The following is a 15489-nucleotide window of genomic DNA, read 5'->3' as shown; positions in this document are numbered from 1 at the left end:
GGCTCACCCGCGTCCCTCAGGGCCGCAGCGCCGCGGCCAGCCGCGACGGATCCACCCGCCAGAAGTCGTGCTGGGCCCCGTCGACGAACGTCACGGGGATCTGCTCGCCGTAGATCCGCATCAGCTCGGCGTCGCCGCTGATGTCGACCTCGCGCCAGGTCGCGCCCTGGTCGGAGCACACCGCGGCGACCACCGCGAGGGCGTCCTCGCACAGGTGGCAGCCCGGCTTCGCGTACACCACCACCCGGGCGTCACCCGGCCCCGACGCGCTCACAGCAGCCCCTGGATGCCGCGCCGGGCCTCGGCCGCGCGCAACCGGCTCTTCGAGATCTCCCCCGTCGCCGTGTGCGGCAGCGCGTCGGTGACCTCGATGTCGCGCGGCACCTTGAACGCAGCCAGACGCAGCGCCGCGTACGCCCGCAGCCGCTCCGCCGTCTCCTCGGGGTCGGCGTCGGGCACGACCGGGACGACGTACGCGCGGACCGCCTCGCCGGTGTAGGGGTCCCCCACCCCGACGACCGCGACCTCGGCGACACCGGGCGCCTCCGCCAGCACCTCCTCCACCTCGCGCGGGTAGACGTTGAAGCCCGACACGATCACGAGCTCGCGCAGGCGGTCGACCAGCACGAGCGACCCGTCCGGCGCCCGGATGCCGACGTCGCCGGTCGCGAACCACCCGTCGGCGTCCGGACCGTCGGTCCCGTCGGGCCAGAATCCGGTCAGGAGGTTGGGGCCCCGCAGCCAGATCTCGCCCGGATCGTCCGGGTGGGCGTCGGAGCCGTCGGAGTCGACCAGCCGCACCTCGAGCCCCTCGACCGGGGTCCCCACCGAGCCGGGCACGGGGTCGGTCTGCGCCAGGGTCGTGGTGACCACGGGCGCCGCCTCGGTCAGGCCGTACCCCTGGTGCAGGGTCGTCCCGCCGGTCGCGCTGAACTCCTCGACCAGGTCCGCCTCGATCGGCGCCGCGCCGCTGAGGACCGTACGGACGCCGGCGAGCGCCTCGGCGACTCCCGGCCGGCCGCACCAGGCGGCGACGACCGGCGGCGCGACCGGGAGGACCGTGATCGCGCCGCGTGCGACCTCGGCCAGCGTCTGGTCGTCGAACCGGTCGAGCAGGACGGTGGTCGCGCCCTGGTGCAGCGCCTGCCCGAGCACGCCGTTGAGAGCGAAGACGTGGAAGAGCGGCAGGACCAGGAGGATCCGGTCAGCAGCCACGATGGGCTGCGGACGGATGGCTGCGACCTGGACGATGTTGGCCAGCAGCGCCCGGTGGCTGAGCATGACGATCCGAGGGCGGGTGCTGGTCCCCGACGTCGACATCAGGACAGCCAGGGACTCGGGATCCTGGGGCGGCGGCGGCAGAGCGGGTCCATCGGCCGCCAGCGCGTCGGCGAACGCGACGGCGGCGTCGGGCCGTGCCGCGGGCACGTCCTCGTCACGCAGCGGAGCGGCGATCACCGTCCGCAGGCCGGTCTCGGTCAGCGTGCTGGCCCAGCGTCGTTCGGCGACGACCACGCGGGTCCCGGTCTGCGCGCACAACGCCAGCACCTCGTCGTGTGCGCCGCGCGGGTTGACCGGCACCGCGACCAGCCCCAGACGCAGAACGGCGAGGTAGGCGACAGGCAGCTCGAGGCGGTTCTCGAGGACCAGCGCGACCCGCTGCCCGGCCACCAGGCCCTGACCGGACAGCCAGGCGGCGAACCGGTCGACCTGTGCGTCGAGCTCGCTCCACGTCAGCGTGCGACGGTCGCCGTACGCCTCCTCGAACGCCACGTCGTCGGGGCGCGCGGCGGCCTGGCGCGACGCGATCTCGGCGAGGTTGTGCACCATGGCTCGAGTCTGGCACAGCCGGTCCGACACAGACCCTCCACGCGGACGTGACGTCGTCGTAGGGTGACAGGCGTGGATCACGGCTACCGCACGCCCCGCAATCTCCGTGCTCGTTCCCTGCTCGCGGGCGAGGCGTCCGCAGCGGCCGCCGAGGTCGAGTCCGCCTTCCTCGCGACGCCGGACCCGAGTGCCGCCGCCTTCTTCGACGTCGACAACACGATCATGCAGGGCGCGTCGCTGTTCCACCTCGCGCGCGGCCTCTACAAGCGCAAGTTCTTCACGACGTCCCAGCTGCTCGACGCGGCGTGGAAGCAGACGTACTTCCGGCTCGCCGGTGTGGAGGACCCCGAGCACGTCGAGTCCGCCCGCGCGAGCGCGCTGGCGTTCATCGCCGGGCACGAGGTCGCCGAGCTCGAGGCCGTCTGCCTGGACATCTTCGACGAGCAGATGGCGTCGCGGATCTGGCCCGGCACCCGCGCCCTCACGCAGATGCACCTCGACGAGGGCCAGCGGGTCTGGTTGGTCACGGCCGCGCCGGTCGAGATCGCGCGCGTGATCGCCGCGCGGCTCGGCCTGACCGGTGCCCTCGGGACCGTCGCCGAGTCCGTCGACGGCGTCTACACCGGCCGACTGGTCGGCGAGATGCTGCACCACGAGGCGAAGGCCGACGCCGTGCGCGCGCTCGCGCGGACCGAGGGTCTCGACCTGGAGCGCTGCTCTGCGTACTCGGACTCCGCGAACGACCTCCCGATGCTGTCGCTCGTCGGCCGTCCCTGCGCGATCAACCCGGACCGGCGACTGCGCGAGCACGCACGCAGACACGGCTGGCAGGTCTGGGACTACCGCACCGGGCGCAAGGCGGCGAAGGTCGGCGTCCTCGGTGCCGCGGTCGCCGGTGGGCTCGCCGGTGCGGCGTTCGGCGTCTCGCGAGCCCGCCGCGGCTGACCCGCCTCATCCTGCTCGCGAGTCCGCCACGGGTGGCTCGCGGTCAGCCGAAGGGGTGGCCGCGATCCACGAGCAGCGCGTACAACGTCTGCTGGATCGTCTCGCGGACCTGGTCGGTGACGTTGAAGACGAGCATCGGGTCGTCTGCCGCCTCGGGGGGGTACGCGTCCGTCCGGATCGGGTCGCCGAACTCGATGATCCACTTCGACGGCAGCGGGATCAGACCGAGCGGGCCGAGCCAGGGGAAGAACGGCGTGATCGGGACGTACGGGAGCCCGAGCAGGCGCGCGAGCGACGGGACGTTCCCGATGAGGGGGTAGATCTCCTCGGCCCCGACCACCGAGACGGGGATGATCGGCACTCCGGCCCGCATGGCAGCCGAGACGAAGCCGCCGCGACCGAAGCGCTGGAGCTTGTAGCGCTCGCTGTACGGCTTGCCGATCCCCTTGAACCCCTCGGGCCACACACCGACGGCATGACCCTCGGCGAGCAGCCGCTCCGCGTCCTCGGTGCACGCCAGGGTCGCACCGATCTTGCGCGCGGTCGCGCCGACGAACGGCAGGGTGAAGACCAGGTCGGCTCCGAGCAGGCGCAGCTTGCGGTCCGCGTGGTCGTTCACGACCAGCGTGGTCATGGCCGCGTCGACCGGGATCGTGCCGGAGTGGTTGGCGACGAGCAGCGCACCACCGGCGGTGGGGATCTTCTCGGCCCCGCGGACCTCGATCCGGAACCACTTCTCGGCGATCGGGCGCAGTGCCGCCATCACGATCGCATGCAGCTGGGGGTCGAGCCCGAACTCGTCGATCTCGTAGTCGCCCTGGATCCGGCGGCGCAGCTGCGCCAGGAGCTGCGCGGCCTTCGCCTCCCAGTCCTCCCCGAGCACGGTCCGTGCGCCTTCGATCAGGGCGGCGACCCAGTCGGTGAGCGGGATGCCGGTGTGCTCGTCCTGCGTGTCGTCGTCCTCGGTCACGATCAACGACAGCCGGGGCCGTGCGTCGTCAGCGGCCGCAGCGTCCGCGGGTGCGGTGTCGTCGGTCGACGGATCGGGCTCGCCCGACGTCCGGTCCGCCGCCTCGCCGTCCGACGTGCCCCGGCGCTCCGAGCCGAGCACCTCGACCGGGCTCCCGATCGGCGGGACGTCCGCGCGCGGGACGATCAAGCGCTGCGGCTCTTCACGCGGAGTCTCCGACGAGCTCGACCCCGGCGTGGGTTCGACCGGCGGCGCGGTCTCCGACGGAAGGTCCTTCGGCGCGACCCGCTTCGGTGCACGCTTCGGCGGGGTCGCCTTCTTCGCCGGCGCAGCCTTCGTCGCCGCCGCCTTCGTCGCCGCCGCCTTCGGCGCTGCTGACTTCTTCGCTGGTGACTTCTTCGCCGGCGCTGACTTCTTCGCCGGCGCCTTCGGTGCTGCGGCCTTCTTGGCCGCTGCTGCCTTCGCCGGGGCCGCCTTCTTCGCCGCTGCCGCCTTCTTCGCCGCTGCCGGCTTCTTCGCGGCCTCGCCGTTCGCGCGCTTCGGCCGCGTCGACCCGGCCAGCGAACGCGCGGCCGAGGACGGTGTCGACCGGCCGGCCCCGCGCCCGGGGCGACCGCGCGTCCCGAGCGGGGTCGCCTCGTCGGGTCCTCCTGCGTCGGGCGCCTCAGCCACGCGGGCCTCCCACGGTCGTGAGCAGTCCAGGGTCGATCGCCTCGGCGAACGCGTCGAGCGTCTGGGGGGTCGAGTAGAGCATCTCGTACCCGAGGTCGCGCGTCAGCCGCTCGCCGTCGACCACGCGACCGTACATCAGCAGCCGGCTCAGCTCCGGGTAGTAGTCGGAGTTCATCAGCCGCACCACGCGGCTGGTCGTCGGGCTGAAGCCGATCGACGGGATCCGCAGCAGCGGACGCGACAGGCGACGGGCCATCTGGCTCACCGTCGTGACCTGCGGACCCGCGACGTTGTACGTCCCGTCGACGTCGCCGGTCGCCGCGAGGGTCAGCACGTTGAGCACGTCGTAGGGGTGCACGAACTGCAGGCGCGGGTCGTACCCGAGGGTCGCGGGGATCACCGGGAGGCGGAGCAGCTCACCGAACGGGCTGAGCACGTCGCCGGCCAGCACGCTCGCGACGCGCAGGGTGGCCACGGCGATGTCGGGACGACGCCGTCCGAACCCGCGGACGTAGCCCTCGACGTCCACGACGTCCTTGCCGAATCCGCTGGACACGCCGGCGCGCGCCGACATCTGCTCGGTGAACATCGCCGGGTCGCGCGGCGACGAGCCGTAGACCGCGGCCGACGAGCTCACCACCAGCCGCTCGACGGTGCGCGAGCTCTGGCAGGCCGCCAGCAGCTGCATCGTCCCGATGACGTTGGTCTCCTTGACCGCGGTCCGGGACCCGAGCTGTCGCTGCGGCGGTGCGAGCGCGGCGTGGACGACGGTGTCGACGTCCTCCACGGCCAGCACCTTGCCGACGACCGGTGTGCGGATGTCCGCACGGACGAACTTGACGCCGTGCAGGTCGCCGCCGGGCGGCAGCACGTCGAGACCGACGACCTTGTCCACCCCGGGAGTCGTCGCCAGCCGCCGCGCGAGCCTCGAGCCGAGGTCGCGCGCGACGCCGGTGATCAGGACGACGCGCCCCATCGCGGCGTCTCGCGACTACTTGCCGAGCTTGCGGCGCTGCACGCGCGTGCGCTTGAGGAGCTTGCGGTGCTTCTTCTTCGACATCCGCTTGCGGCGCTTCTTGATGACAGAACCCACGGTTCACCTTCTCTTGCTGCTTCGGTGCCCCGGGCGAGGCGACCGAAGGTCAAGCGTACGGGCTGGACGCACAGGAGCGTCAACCGGCTGTCAGCACGGCCACATCCGACGGGTGGGCGCGGGTCCACCGGCCCGGCACCGGGCCTCAGGTCGGACAGCTCAGGGCATCGGGTCGAGGCCGTAGAGCGGGAAGATCTCGTTGCGGGTGGCCAGGATGGTCCGGTCGAGCCAGCTGGCGGGGTCGTAGCCGTCGGTCCAGGAGCGGTACGCGGTGGAGCGGCCGTCGGTCATCCGTGTCGGCGCGCTGCCGCCGCCCTTGAGGCTCACGACGCGCTCGCGCCACTGCGGAGGGGTGAGGGTCTCCGGCTCGATCGGGTGCCCGGCGACGATCGCGAGCAGGTGCGTCCAGGCGCGGGGGACCACGTCGAGGACCGAGTAGCCGCCGCCGCCGAGCGCGACCCAGCGGCCCGACGCGGTCTCCTCGGCCAGGTCGCGCAGGGCGAGGTACGAGGCCCGCTGGCCGTCGACGCTCAGCATCAGGTTGGTCAGCGGGTCGTCCATGTGGGAGTCGCAGCCTTGCTGGGTGACAAGGATGTCCGGCTTGAACTCGCGGACCACCGGCGGGACCACCGCGTGGAACGCGCGGAGCCAGCCGGCGTCGGAGGTGCCCGGCGGCAGTGCGACGTTGACCGCCGTGCCGGCGGCGTCCCCACCGCCGATCTCGCTGGCCATCCCCGTCCCGGGGAACAGCGTCTGCCCGGTCTCGTGCAGCGAGACGGTCAGCACCCGCGGGTCGTCGTAGAAGATCTTCTGCACCCCGTCGCCGTGGTGGGCGTCGACGTCGATGTAGGCGACCCGGGCCGCGCCGTTGTCGAGCAGCCAGCGGATCGCGATCGCGACGTCGTTGTAGATGCAGAAGCCGCTGGCGCGTCCCGGCATCGCGTGGTGCAGCCCGCCGCTGACGTTCAGGGCGTGTCGCGCCTGACCGGTCCACACCCGGCGGGCGGCCTCGATGCTCGCCCCGGCGATCAGCGCCCCGGCGTCGTGCATGTGCGCGAAGGTCGGGTTGTCGTCGGTGCCGAGGCCGACGTCCGGGCGCCGACGCTCCGGGTGCTCGCTGACCGCTCGCACGGCCTCGATGTAGGCGTCGGTGTGCACCGTCGCGAGCGTCGCGTCGTCGACCGCCGACGCGCCTGCGCGGGCGAGGTCCGCGCCGCACACGCCGAGCTCCTCGGCCAGCCGCAGGGTGAGATCGACGCGGACCGGGGCCATCGGATGGCTCGGGCCGAAGTCGTACCCGATCAGCCGTTCGTCGTAGACGAGGCAGGCGGGATCTGGACCGGCGGTCATGCAGCCAGCGTAGCCGCCGCGTGACGCGCGTCTCGTCGCGCCGTCCTGTGCACCGCTCGCCGACGGCGGCACACGGCCGACGACGGTCAGCCGGCGAGCTCGCGGGACCGGTCGCGCGCAGCCTCGAGCGCGGCCAGGAACGCCGAGCGGAGACCGTGGTCCTCGAGTGCCCGCAGCGCCGCCGCGGTCGTCCCGGCGGGCGAGGTCACCTGCTCCCGCAGGAGCGCAGGGTGCGTCCCGCTCTCGTCCAGCAGCGTCGCGGCCCCCCGTACGGTGTGGACCGCGAGCTCGGTCGCGGTCGCGCGCGGCAGGCCCAGGTGGACACCGGCCTCGATCATCGCCTCGGCGACGAGGAAGACGTACGCCGGCCCGGAGCCCGACACGGCCGTGACGGCGTCCTGCTGCGACTCGGGGACACGGACGACGTGACCGACGGCCGCCATCAGCTGCTCCACGAGCTCGAGGTGCTGCTCGCTCGGGTGGGCGCCGGGTGAGATCGCCGCCGTGCCGGCCCCGACCTGGGCGGGGGTGTTCGGCATCACGCGCACGACCGGCGTGCCGGGTGCCAGGGCCGCCTCGATCGTCTCGGTGGTGACCCCCGCCGCGAGCGAGACGACGAGGGCCGAGGGCGCCAGGTGCGCGGCGACCTCGCCGAGGACGGCCGGGAGATCCTGGGGCTTGACGACGAGCGCGACCACGTCGGCGCTGCGCACGACGGCGTCGATGTCGCCGACCTCGACGCCGTGCCGGTCCCGGAGCGTGGCTGCGTGGTCGGCGCGCTTCTCCGCGATCGCCACGTCACCGGCGTCCCAGCCGTTGCGGAGCATCCCGGCCACCAGCGTCTCGCCCATCACGCCGCCACCGATCACCGCGACCGTCGTCATGCTCGCCCTCCTCGGCTCGTCGAGGACGTCCGGCCGGTCCCGGCCGCACGCCTCGGACCGAGGATAGGCCGACGGCCCCGCCGCCGCGCAGGGGCGGGGCCGGCGGCTCGCTCCATCTCAGTCGAAGGCGAGCGCCACGTCGCGCTCGGCCTCCGCGACCGCGGCCGGGTCGTAGCCGGCGCGCGGACCCGGCAGGTAGCGGACCGTGCGCAACGTCCCGCTCCACCGGTACGCCCCATGGCGCTGGTAGACGTCCCAGTCCACCGGCCCCGGCCGGTCGAGACCCACGTCGATCCCGCTGAACGGGGCCATCCCGAGCAGCATCCACACCGGCCCGCCGCGGGCGACCGTACGGCCGTCGAGGAGGACGCGGACGCCCCACTTGAATCCGGGCCACGCGTCCATCTCGAGGCGTACGAGGTGGTCGCCCGCGCCGATCGGGCCGGCGTCGAAGCGGCGCAGCCGCCCGTACTCGTTGTACGACAACCGCAGCCGGTCGTCCTCGACGATCAGTGCGTAGCCGCCGCCCTGGTCCCCGTGCGCGACGAGGACGCCGGCGTCGTCCCCGCTGGTGGCGAGATCGACCTCCACCGCGAACGAGCGCAACGACGTCAGCACGCTGGAGCGGTAGCGCTCGAGCCGCGGCGTCCCCGGGAGCAGGGTGACCGGCTGCTCGAGCTCACGCTCGGCCGGGCGGCGCACGGCCGCGAGGCCCGGCGCGTCCGGGAGGGGGAAGACGGTGTTCTCCCACGCGGCCCGCTCCCAGGCCAGCGCCATCGCCCGCAGCCGCTCGGGCTCGTCGGCGGCGAGGTCGCGGACCTCGGTCGGGTCGGACTCGACGTGGTAGAGCTCCCACTCGGCGTCGTCGAACGGGGTGCCGGGTGCGTGCTGCGTGACGACCTTCCAGCCGTCGGCGTAGTAGCCCCGGTTGCCGCCGAACTCGGCGTACTGCTCGTGCCGTGTGCCGCCCGCGCCGGCCGTGCACAGCGTCTCGGCGAAGCTGACCCCGTCGATCGCCTGGGTCGGCGACCCGTTGCGGCGACCGGGATGCGTGATCCCGGCGAGGTCCAGCAGGGTGGGAAGCACGTCGGTCACGTACTGGTAGCCGCGCCGGTAGCCGTCGTCGTCGTGACCCGCGCGGAGCCGGTCACCGTAGGCGACGATCATCGGCACCCGCACGCCGCCGGCGAACGTCTGGCCCTTGGCGAAGCGGAACGGCGTGTTGGAGACCATCCCCCACCCGCGCGGATAGTGCACCATCGTGCGCGGCCCGCCGATCAGGTCGAGGTCGCGGTCGACGTCGGCCTCCCAGTCCCGCGGCACCCCCGGGACGTGCACGAAGCGGGAGAAGTACGAGCGGGTGCCCTCGGCGCCACCCTCGAAGGTGCCGCCGTTGTCGGAGGTGAAGACCACGATGGTGTCCTCGAGCTCGCCGAGCGCGTCGACGACGTCGAGGATCCGACCGAGGCTCGCGTCGATCGAGGCGACCATCGCCGCGTAGACCTCCATGTAGCGGGCGTAGCGGATCTGCTCGGCCTCCGACAGGCTGTCCCACGCGGCGACGTCGAAGCCGGGCGACTTCTCGGCGTCCGGGAGCACGGTGCCGGTCGGCAGCAGGCCGGAGGCGATCTGAGCGGCGTGCCGGCGGCGGCGTACGGCGTCCCACCCGTCGTCGTACCGGCCGCGCTGCGCCGCGAGGTCCTCGGGCTTCGCGCCCAGCGGACCGTGCATCGCGTGGTGCGCGAAGTAGAGGAAGAACGGCTTGCGGGAGTCGTTCGCGCGCAGCCCCTTGATCATCGCGACGGCCTCGTCGGTGAGGTCGTCGGTCAGGTAGTAGTCGGGCGGCAGCTCGGTGACGTCCACCGCGCCGTTGTCGCGGATCAGCTGGTTGGGGTGGAAGAAGCTGTTGCAGCCCTCGAGGGTGCCGTAGTAGCGGTCGAAGCCGCGCTGCAGCGGCCAGGTCCCCTTGTCGGCAGCGTGGTTCATCAGCGCGTCCCGGGTCAGGTGCCACTTGCCGATCCCGAACGTCGCGTACCCGTGCTCCCGCAGGGCCTCGGGCAGGGTGAGGACGTCGTCGTCCAGCTCGAGTCGGAGGTTCGGGAAGCCCGGGTCGGAGTTCGCGACGCTGCCGTAGCCGGCGCGGTGCGGGTTGAGCCCGGTCAGCAGGGCGGCGCGCGCCGGAGAGCAGACCGGCGTCGTGTGGTAGTTGGGGAGCACGATCCCGCGGCGCGCCAGGCCGTCGAGCACCGGCGTCGCGATCTCGGACCCGAACGGGCCGACGTCGCTGTAGCCGAGGTCGTCGACGACCACGACGACGATGTTCGGGCTGCCGTCGGCGGCGCGACGCTCCCGCGGCCACGCCCGTTCGGACTGCGACGCCGTGCGCCCCACCCGGCCGGGGAACCGCTCGTAGCCCCGTGCGTACTCCGGCACGCCCTCGCGCGGCCCGCTCTGGCCGCCGGTGCCGCTCGTGTCCGGGGCGCTCACGAGCCGGCTCCCGTCAGCACGTCGTTGAACCGGTCGTCGAACTGGGCGGAGACGTCCAGCTTCTCCTCGATCAGGCCGAGCCGGTGGTACGCGTCGGCCTGCTCCTGCTGCTGCGCGATCACGGTGTCGTCGATCGGCACGTACCGCGATCCCTCGCGCTCCAGCACGGCCTCGGCGATGTCCGCGGGCAGCCCGCTGACCTCGGTGTAGACCGGCAGCCAGGCGTCCGGGTTCTCCACCGCCCACGCCTGGGCGCGGGCGAGCCGCTGCACGAAGTCCTCGACGTCGGCGGCCCGCTGCTCGTCGGCCAGCGCGGCGTCGGTCGCGACCACGACCGAGTAGCCGCTCGTGGTGCCGACGCCGTCGCCGATCACCTGCGCCCCTTCGGCGACCATCTGGGCCCGTTGCGGGTCCAGGGCCGTCACGGCGTCGACGTCACCGGACGCGAACGCCGCGGCTGCGTCCGGCGGTGCGAGCGGGACCGGCTCGATGTCGTCGTAGCTCAGCCCGGCCTCCTCCAGTGCCCGGACCAGCGTGTACTGGAGGATCGTCGCCTCGGTGGTCGCGACCTTCTTGCCCTTCAGGTCGGCGACCGAGTCGATGCCGGACCCCGGGGCGGCGAGGATCTCGACGGTGGAGGTGTCCGGGGCGGTCGACTCCTCGACCGCGACGATCTTGGTCCCGATCCCGGCGACCTGACCGAAGATCGGAGGCGTGTCGGCCATGGACGCGACGTCGACGGACCCGCTCGGGACCGCCTCGAGGAAGGCCGGTCCGCCGGCCGGGTACAGGCTCCACTCGATCTCGTACGGCAGGTCGTCGGCCTCACCGGAGGCTTCGAGGAGCGCCTCCTCGATCTTCGTCGCGCCGAGCTGGCCGACGTTCAGGGTCCGGGTGGCGTCGTCGCCGGAGGCCGAGGTGCACCCGGTCAGCGCGGCGAGCGCGACCAGGGCGAGACCGGCGGCGAGCGCGACGATGACGGGGCTGGACGGTCGGTGCTTCATACGTCTCCTTCGTTTGCGGGTTTGCGTTGCCGGCAACGGAAGCTGGCTCCGGGCACCGCGACAGTGCGCGTTTCCTCGGTGACGGGAGCGAGTTCTCGGTGCCCGGTCAGTGGTCGTCGTCGCCGACTCCGAGCTCGGCGAGCAGCCGGGAGCGGAGCGCGCCGAAGGCCGGGGACTGGCGTCGCCCGGTGGCGGGGAGCCGGACCGGGAGGTCGAGCGAGAGCCGCCCGTCGGTGAGGACGAGCACCCGGTCGGCGAGCAGCACGGCCTCGTCGACGTCGTGGGTGACGAGCAGCACTGCCGGGCGGTGGCGGCGGACCAGGTCGCGGACGAGCCGGTGCATCCGGATCCGGGTGAGCGCGTCGAGGGCGCCGAACGGCTCGTCCATGAGCAGGAGCCCGGGCTCGCGTACGAGCGCCCGGGCGAGCGCGGCACGCTGGGCCTCGCCGCCGGACAGGGTCTTCGGCCAGTCCCCGGCACGGCCGTCGAGGCCGACCTCGGCGAGCAGCGCCTGGGCGCGGGCTCGGGCCGCCCGGCCCCGCAGCCCGAGCGTCACGTTCTCGAGCACCCGGGCCCACGGCAGCAGGCGGGAGTCCTGGAAGGCGACGGCGGGCCGGCCCGGCACCTCGATCGAGCCGCGGTAGTCGCCGTCGAGCCGGGCGAGGATCCGCAGCAGCGTGCTCTTGCCGGAGCCGCTGCGTCCGAGGAGGGCGACGAACTCGCCCCGCCGGATCGTGAGGTCGATGTCGTGCAGGATCCCGCGGCCGTCGAACGAGCGGCTGACGCCGTGCGCGCGGACGATCGCGTCGGTGGTCGGCGCCTCTAGCGCGCCTGCAGGGTGGAGCGCCATGACAGCGCCCTCCTCTCGATGAGTCGGACGAGGGTGTCGGAGGTGAGGCCGAGCAGCGCGTAGACCACGAGGCCGACGACGATCACGTCGGTCGCGCTGATACTGCGGGCCTGGGTCATCAGGTAGCCGATCCCGCTGCTGGCGTTGATCTGCTCGCTCACGACCAGGACGAGCCAGGCGATCGCGACCGCGAAGCGCAGCCCGGTGAAGAAGCCGGGCAGGGCGCCGGGAAGCACGACCCGGCGGATCAGGGCCAGCCGGGACAGTCCGACCGTGGTCGCCAGGTCGACGTATCTCGCGTCGACGCTGCGGATCGCGGCGTGGGTGTTGAGGTAGACGGGGAAGGTCACGCCGAGCGCGACGAGCACGATCTTGACCTCCTCCCCGATCCCGAACCAGACGATGGCGAGCGGGACCAGTGCGAGGATCGGCATCGCGCGGAGCATCTGGAGGTTCGAGTCGAGCAGCACCTCGCCGGTCCGGCTGAGGCCGGAGAGCAGGGCGAGCAGCACCCCGGTCACCACGCCGATCAGCAGCCCGGCGCCGGCCCGCTGGAGCGAGACCAGGAGGTGCTCCTGGAGCTCGCCGGCGCGCAGCATCTCCGCGGCTGCCGCGAAGACCTGCCCGGGCGACGGGAGGGTCGTCTCGGGGACCAGGCCGGTCGCGGTGAGGACGAACCACGCCGCGAGCGCGATCAGCGGACCCGTGAGCTTCAGTCCGACGTCGCGAGCGGCACGGCCCGCGCTCGCCGACCGGCGCGGGAGGGCGAGACGGTCGTCGACCCCGGGTCGGAGGGCCTCGTCCTCTATTTTCTCGCTAATCTCTACTGACATAGTCGAGATACTAGACAAGCGGTGGCGCCGTTGTCACGAGTGACCTGGATCACCCGCGTGTCGGCGCCGCGCGACGGGTCAGGCGGAGAGGGCGACCGGGACCGCGAGGCACTGCTGCACCAGCGGTCCGTGCAGAGCGACGACCTCGGACCGCGGCATCGACGCCAGCGGCTCCAGCCGACTCACGTAGCGGGCCGCCATCATCCCCAGGACGTGCGACATCGCCGTGCAGACCGCGACGTCGGAGAGTCCCCGGTCGCGCAGGGCGACCGGGATGGGGCCGTCGGTCAGCAGCGCGCGGAGCAGCCCCGCCTGCTCGACGTCCCCGACGCCGATCCGCATCGCTGCGGTGACGGCGTCGGCCCACGAGGGGTCGTCCCACGCCCGCACGAGGCTCTCGACCAGGGCCTCCCCGGTCCGCTCGAGCGGCGCGGCCAGCACCGGCGCGAGAAACGGCTCCACGTCGATCGCGGGCACGATCGCCGCGTCCGCGAGGTCGGCCTTGTCACGGAAGTAGTGGTGGACGAGCGCGGGATCCACGCTCGCCCTCCGTGCGACTGCGCGCAGCGATGTCGCCGCGAAGCCGTGCACCGCGAACTCGGCACGTGCCGCCGCCACGATCTCGCCCCGAGTGTCCGGCGATCCTGGTCGTCGTCCTGCTGCCATGCCCGCAACGTACCCACGTCTTCAGGCCCGTGACCTGGAGTTGCGAGAAACTTGTACGACATCACAGCCCCCACGGACGAGGCGGCGGGCCGCCCGTCAGACCGCGAGCGCGGCCAGGTGCAACCGCGCGAAGGCCAGCGCCTCGGCCAGGTCGGCCTCGCGCTGAGGCCGACCGGACGCCTTGCGCGTGGTCACCTCCACGGCCACGTCACCGCCGTACCCCTGCTCGGCGAGCATGCCCAGCAGCTCCGCGACCGGCTGGTTGCCGCGACCCGGGACGAGGTGCTCGTCGCGCACCGAACCCGAGCCGTCACCCAGGTGGACGTGGGCCAGCCGACCGCCGAGCGCCTTGGCCATCTCGACCGCGTCCGACCCCGAGGTGGCGCAGTGCGACGCATCGAGCGTGACGTGGGCGTAGTCGAAGTCGAGCGGGTCCCAGCCCGGGGCGTACGCCTGGAACTCGCGCCGGCCCGTGCGCCACGGGTACATGTTCTCGACCGCGAAGACCACGCCGGTGCTCGACTCCAGCCGGGCGATCCCCTCGACGAAACCCCGGGCGTAGTCGCGCTGCCAGCGAAACGGCGGGTGCACCACGACCAGGCCCGCCCCGGTGACGCGCGCCATCTCCGCGCTGCGCTCGAGCTTGCCCCAGTTGTCCGTGCCCCACACGCGCTGCGTGATCAGCAGGCACGGCGCGTGCACCGACGTGACCGCGATCTCGTGCGACTCGGCCAGCGCGGCGACGGCGTCGATGTCGGTGCTGGTGGCGTCCGTGCCGACCATCACCTCGACCCCGTCGTACCCCAGCCGCTTGGCCATCTCGAACGCCGCCTCGGTCGGCTCGGGGTAGACCGACGACGTCGACAGCGTCACCCGCGAGGCGGGCACTCGTACGGCGTGGTCGGCGGGGTCGGGCACGGTCCCAAGCCTACGCCGACCGGTCACATGTGGTCGTGCCGCTCGAGCAGCACGCCCTCACGCAGGGCCCACGGGCAGACCTCGAGCCCGCCGAGGTCGAACAGGTCCATCACGGCATCGGCGACGACGGCACCGGCCACCATCTGGTGCGCGCGGTTCGCGGAGACGCCCGGCTGCATCGCGATCTCGTCCACCGGCATCCGCCGCAGCTCCTCCAGCACCGCCGCGAGCGCGTCACGCTCCAGCATCCGCCGGACGTACGGGCCCTGCTCGGACGGCGCAGCGCCGCTGAGCCGGGCGAGCGACCGGAAGGTCTTGCTGGTCGCCACGGCGTGGTCGAACCCGCCGGCGCGCATCAGCGACCCCGCCTGCTCGGCGATCCGCTGGCGCACCGCCAGGCGCAGCGCCTCGTACTGCTCGTCCGTCGGCACCCCGGTCGGGAACCACTCGCGGGTCAGGCGCCCGGCGCCCAGCGGGAGCGACGTGCACACGTCCGGGGACTCGTCGGAGCCGCACGCGATCTCCAGCGACCCGCCGCCGATGTCGAAGACCCCCAGCCGCCCGGACGACCAGCCGAACCAGCGCCGCACCGCGAGGAACGTCAGCCGGGCCTCCTCCTCGCCGGGCAGGACCTGCAGCGCGACCCCGGACTCCCGCTCGACCAGGGACAGCACGTCGTCGGCGTTCACCGCGTCACGGACCGCGGAGGTGGCGAACGCGATCACCTCCGAGCAGCCCTTCTCCGCCGCGACCACCCGAGCCTCGTCGACGAACCGGACGAGGGCCTTCCGGCCGCGCTCGTCGACCGCTCCCTGCTCGTCGAGGTGCTCCGCGAGCCGCAGCGGCTCCTTGTAGGTGTAGGCGGGCAGCGGCGGGGCACCGCGATAGGCGTCGACCACGAGCAGGTGGCCCGTGTTCGACCCGATGTCCAGGACTCCGATCCGCATGCGATTCAGCCTACCGAGCCTGCTGCCACGCAGCCGCGAC

15 protein-coding genes are annotated in these 15489 nt (G+C 73.1%); 1 reads left to right on the top strand and 14 read right to left on the bottom strand.

Going from position 1 to position 15489, the window contains the following annotated elements; translation table 11 throughout:
- Positions 1–16: 16 nt before the first annotated feature.
- Positions 17–274 (bottom strand): glutaredoxin family protein, encoded by a 258-nt coding sequence (locus tag CLV56_RS11955; RefSeq protein WP_039339849.1) that lies wholly within the window; start codon positions 272–274, stop codon positions 17–19.
- A complete protein-coding gene (locus tag CLV56_RS11950; RefSeq protein WP_039339851.1) occupies positions 271–1830 on the bottom strand; it encodes an AMP-binding protein in 1560 nt (519 codons plus the stop codon). Before CLV56_RS11950 ends, CLV56_RS11955 begins: the two co-directional genes overlap by 4 nt.
- Before the next feature lie 72 nt (positions 1831–1902).
- Here CLV56_RS11950 and CLV56_RS11945 point away from each other — a divergent pair, with 72 nt between their 5' ends.
- The gene (locus tag CLV56_RS11945) at positions 1903–2775 is read left to right on the top strand and encodes an HAD family hydrolase (RefSeq protein ID WP_039339853.1); all 873 of its coding nucleotides are present in this window, start codon (positions 1903–1905) and stop codon (positions 2773–2775) included.
- A 43-nt stretch (positions 2776–2818) separates the two neighbouring features.
- On the opposite strand, the gene CLV56_RS21015 is transcribed toward CLV56_RS11945, so the two are convergent.
- The 12 genes from CLV56_RS21015 to CLV56_RS11885 form a co-directional block, all read right to left on the bottom strand.
- Positions 2819–4417: a lysophospholipid acyltransferase family protein gene (locus tag CLV56_RS21015; protein ID WP_245857783.1), complete on the bottom strand. Its 1599-nt coding sequence runs from the start codon at positions 4415–4417 to the stop codon at positions 2819–2821.
- Entirely contained in the window at positions 4410–5393 is a 984-nt protein-coding gene (locus CLV56_RS11935) for an NAD-dependent epimerase/dehydratase family protein (protein WP_039339855.1), read from the bottom strand. Before CLV56_RS11935 ends, CLV56_RS21015 begins: the two co-directional genes overlap by 8 nt.
- A 15-nt stretch (positions 5394–5408) precedes the next feature.
- A complete protein-coding gene (locus CLV56_RS11930; RefSeq protein ID WP_100414870.1) occupies positions 5409–5510 on the bottom strand; it encodes a 30S ribosomal protein bS22 in 102 nt (33 codons plus the stop codon).
- A 159-nt stretch (positions 5511–5669) separates the two neighbouring features.
- Positions 5670–6860, bottom strand: coding sequence for an acetoin utilization protein AcuC (locus CLV56_RS11925; protein WP_039339856.1), 1191 nt, complete (start codon positions 6858–6860; stop codon positions 5670–5672).
- 86 nt (positions 6861–6946) lie between these two features.
- On the bottom strand, positions 6947–7744 hold the full coding sequence (proC, locus tag CLV56_RS11920) for a pyrroline-5-carboxylate reductase (protein WP_039339858.1): 798 nt from the start codon (positions 7742–7744) through the stop codon (positions 6947–6949).
- Between the two features lie 117 nt (positions 7745–7861).
- Positions 7862–10231, bottom strand: coding sequence for an arylsulfatase (locus CLV56_RS11915; RefSeq protein ID WP_211288052.1), 2370 nt, complete (start codon positions 10229–10231; stop codon positions 7862–7864).
- Positions 10228–11235: an aliphatic sulfonate ABC transporter substrate-binding protein gene (locus tag CLV56_RS11910; protein WP_039339859.1), complete on the bottom strand. Its 1008-nt coding sequence runs from the start codon at positions 11233–11235 to the stop codon at positions 10228–10230. Before CLV56_RS11910 ends, CLV56_RS11915 begins: the two co-directional genes overlap by 4 nt.
- 106 nt (positions 11236–11341) lie before the next feature.
- Positions 11342–12085, bottom strand: coding sequence for an ABC transporter ATP-binding protein (locus CLV56_RS11905; protein WP_100414869.1), 744 nt, complete (start codon positions 12083–12085; stop codon positions 11342–11344).
- Positions 12058–12918: an ABC transporter permease gene (locus CLV56_RS11900; RefSeq protein ID WP_039339861.1), complete on the bottom strand. Its 861-nt coding sequence runs from the start codon at positions 12916–12918 to the stop codon at positions 12058–12060. Before CLV56_RS11900 ends, CLV56_RS11905 begins: the two co-directional genes overlap by 28 nt.
- Positions 12919–12996: 78 nt before the next feature.
- A complete protein-coding gene (locus CLV56_RS11895; RefSeq protein WP_100414868.1) occupies positions 12997–13584 on the bottom strand; it encodes a TetR/AcrR family transcriptional regulator in 588 nt (195 codons plus the stop codon).
- Positions 13585–13680: 96 nt separating this feature from the next.
- Complete coding sequence (locus tag CLV56_RS11890) at positions 13681–14502, bottom strand: sugar phosphate isomerase/epimerase family protein (protein WP_039339863.1); 822 nt, start codon at positions 14500–14502, stop codon at positions 13681–13683.
- A gap of 23 nt (positions 14503–14525) precedes the next feature.
- Complete coding sequence (locus tag CLV56_RS11885) at positions 14526–15449, bottom strand: Ppx/GppA family phosphatase (RefSeq protein ID WP_039339864.1); 924 nt, start codon at positions 15447–15449, stop codon at positions 14526–14528.
- Positions 15450–15489 lie beyond the last annotated feature (40 nt).

The sequence above is a fragment of the Mumia flava genome (genome assembly GCF_002797495.1).
Classification (GTDB): Bacteria; Actinomycetota; Actinomycetes; order Propionibacteriales; family Nocardioidaceae; genus Mumia; species Mumia flava.
The sequence above is the reverse complement of the archived record's forward strand: the minus strand, read 5'-3'. Positions and strand labels throughout refer to the sequence as shown.

Excerpts from the sequence above, each read along its gene's own strand:
- CLV56_RS11935 (WP_039339855.1), bottom strand. The coding sequence starts at position 5,393 with ATGGGGCGCGTCGTCCTGATCACCGGCGTCGCGCGCGACCTCGGCTCG.
- CLV56_RS11950 (WP_039339851.1), bottom strand. The coding sequence starts at position 1,830 with ATGGTGCACAACCTCGCCGAGATCGCGTCGCGCCAGGCCGCCGCGCGC.
- CLV56_RS11925 (WP_039339856.1), bottom strand. The coding sequence starts at position 6,860 with ATGACCGCCGGTCCAGATCCCGCCTGCCTCGTCTACGACGAACGGCTG.
- CLV56_RS11900 (WP_039339861.1), bottom strand. The coding sequence starts at position 12,918 with ATGTCAGTAGAGATTAGCGAGAAAATAGAGGACGAGGCCCTCCGACCC.
- CLV56_RS11885 (WP_039339864.1), bottom strand. The coding sequence starts at position 15,449 with ATGCGGATCGGAGTCCTGGACATCGGGTCGAACACGGGCCACCTGCTC.
- CLV56_RS11895 (WP_100414868.1), bottom strand. The coding sequence starts at position 13,584 with ATGGCAGCAGGACGACGACCAGGATCGCCGGACACTCGGGGCGAGATC.
- proC (WP_039339858.1), bottom strand. The coding sequence starts at position 7,744 with ATGACGACGGTCGCGGTGATCGGTGGCGGCGTGATGGGCGAGACGCTG.
- CLV56_RS11905 (WP_100414869.1), bottom strand. The coding sequence starts at position 12,085 with ATGGCGCTCCACCCTGCAGGCGCGCTAGAGGCGCCGACCACCGACGCG.
- CLV56_RS11910 (WP_039339859.1), bottom strand. The coding sequence starts at position 11,235 with ATGAAGCACCGACCGTCCAGCCCCGTCATCGTCGCGCTCGCCGCCGGT.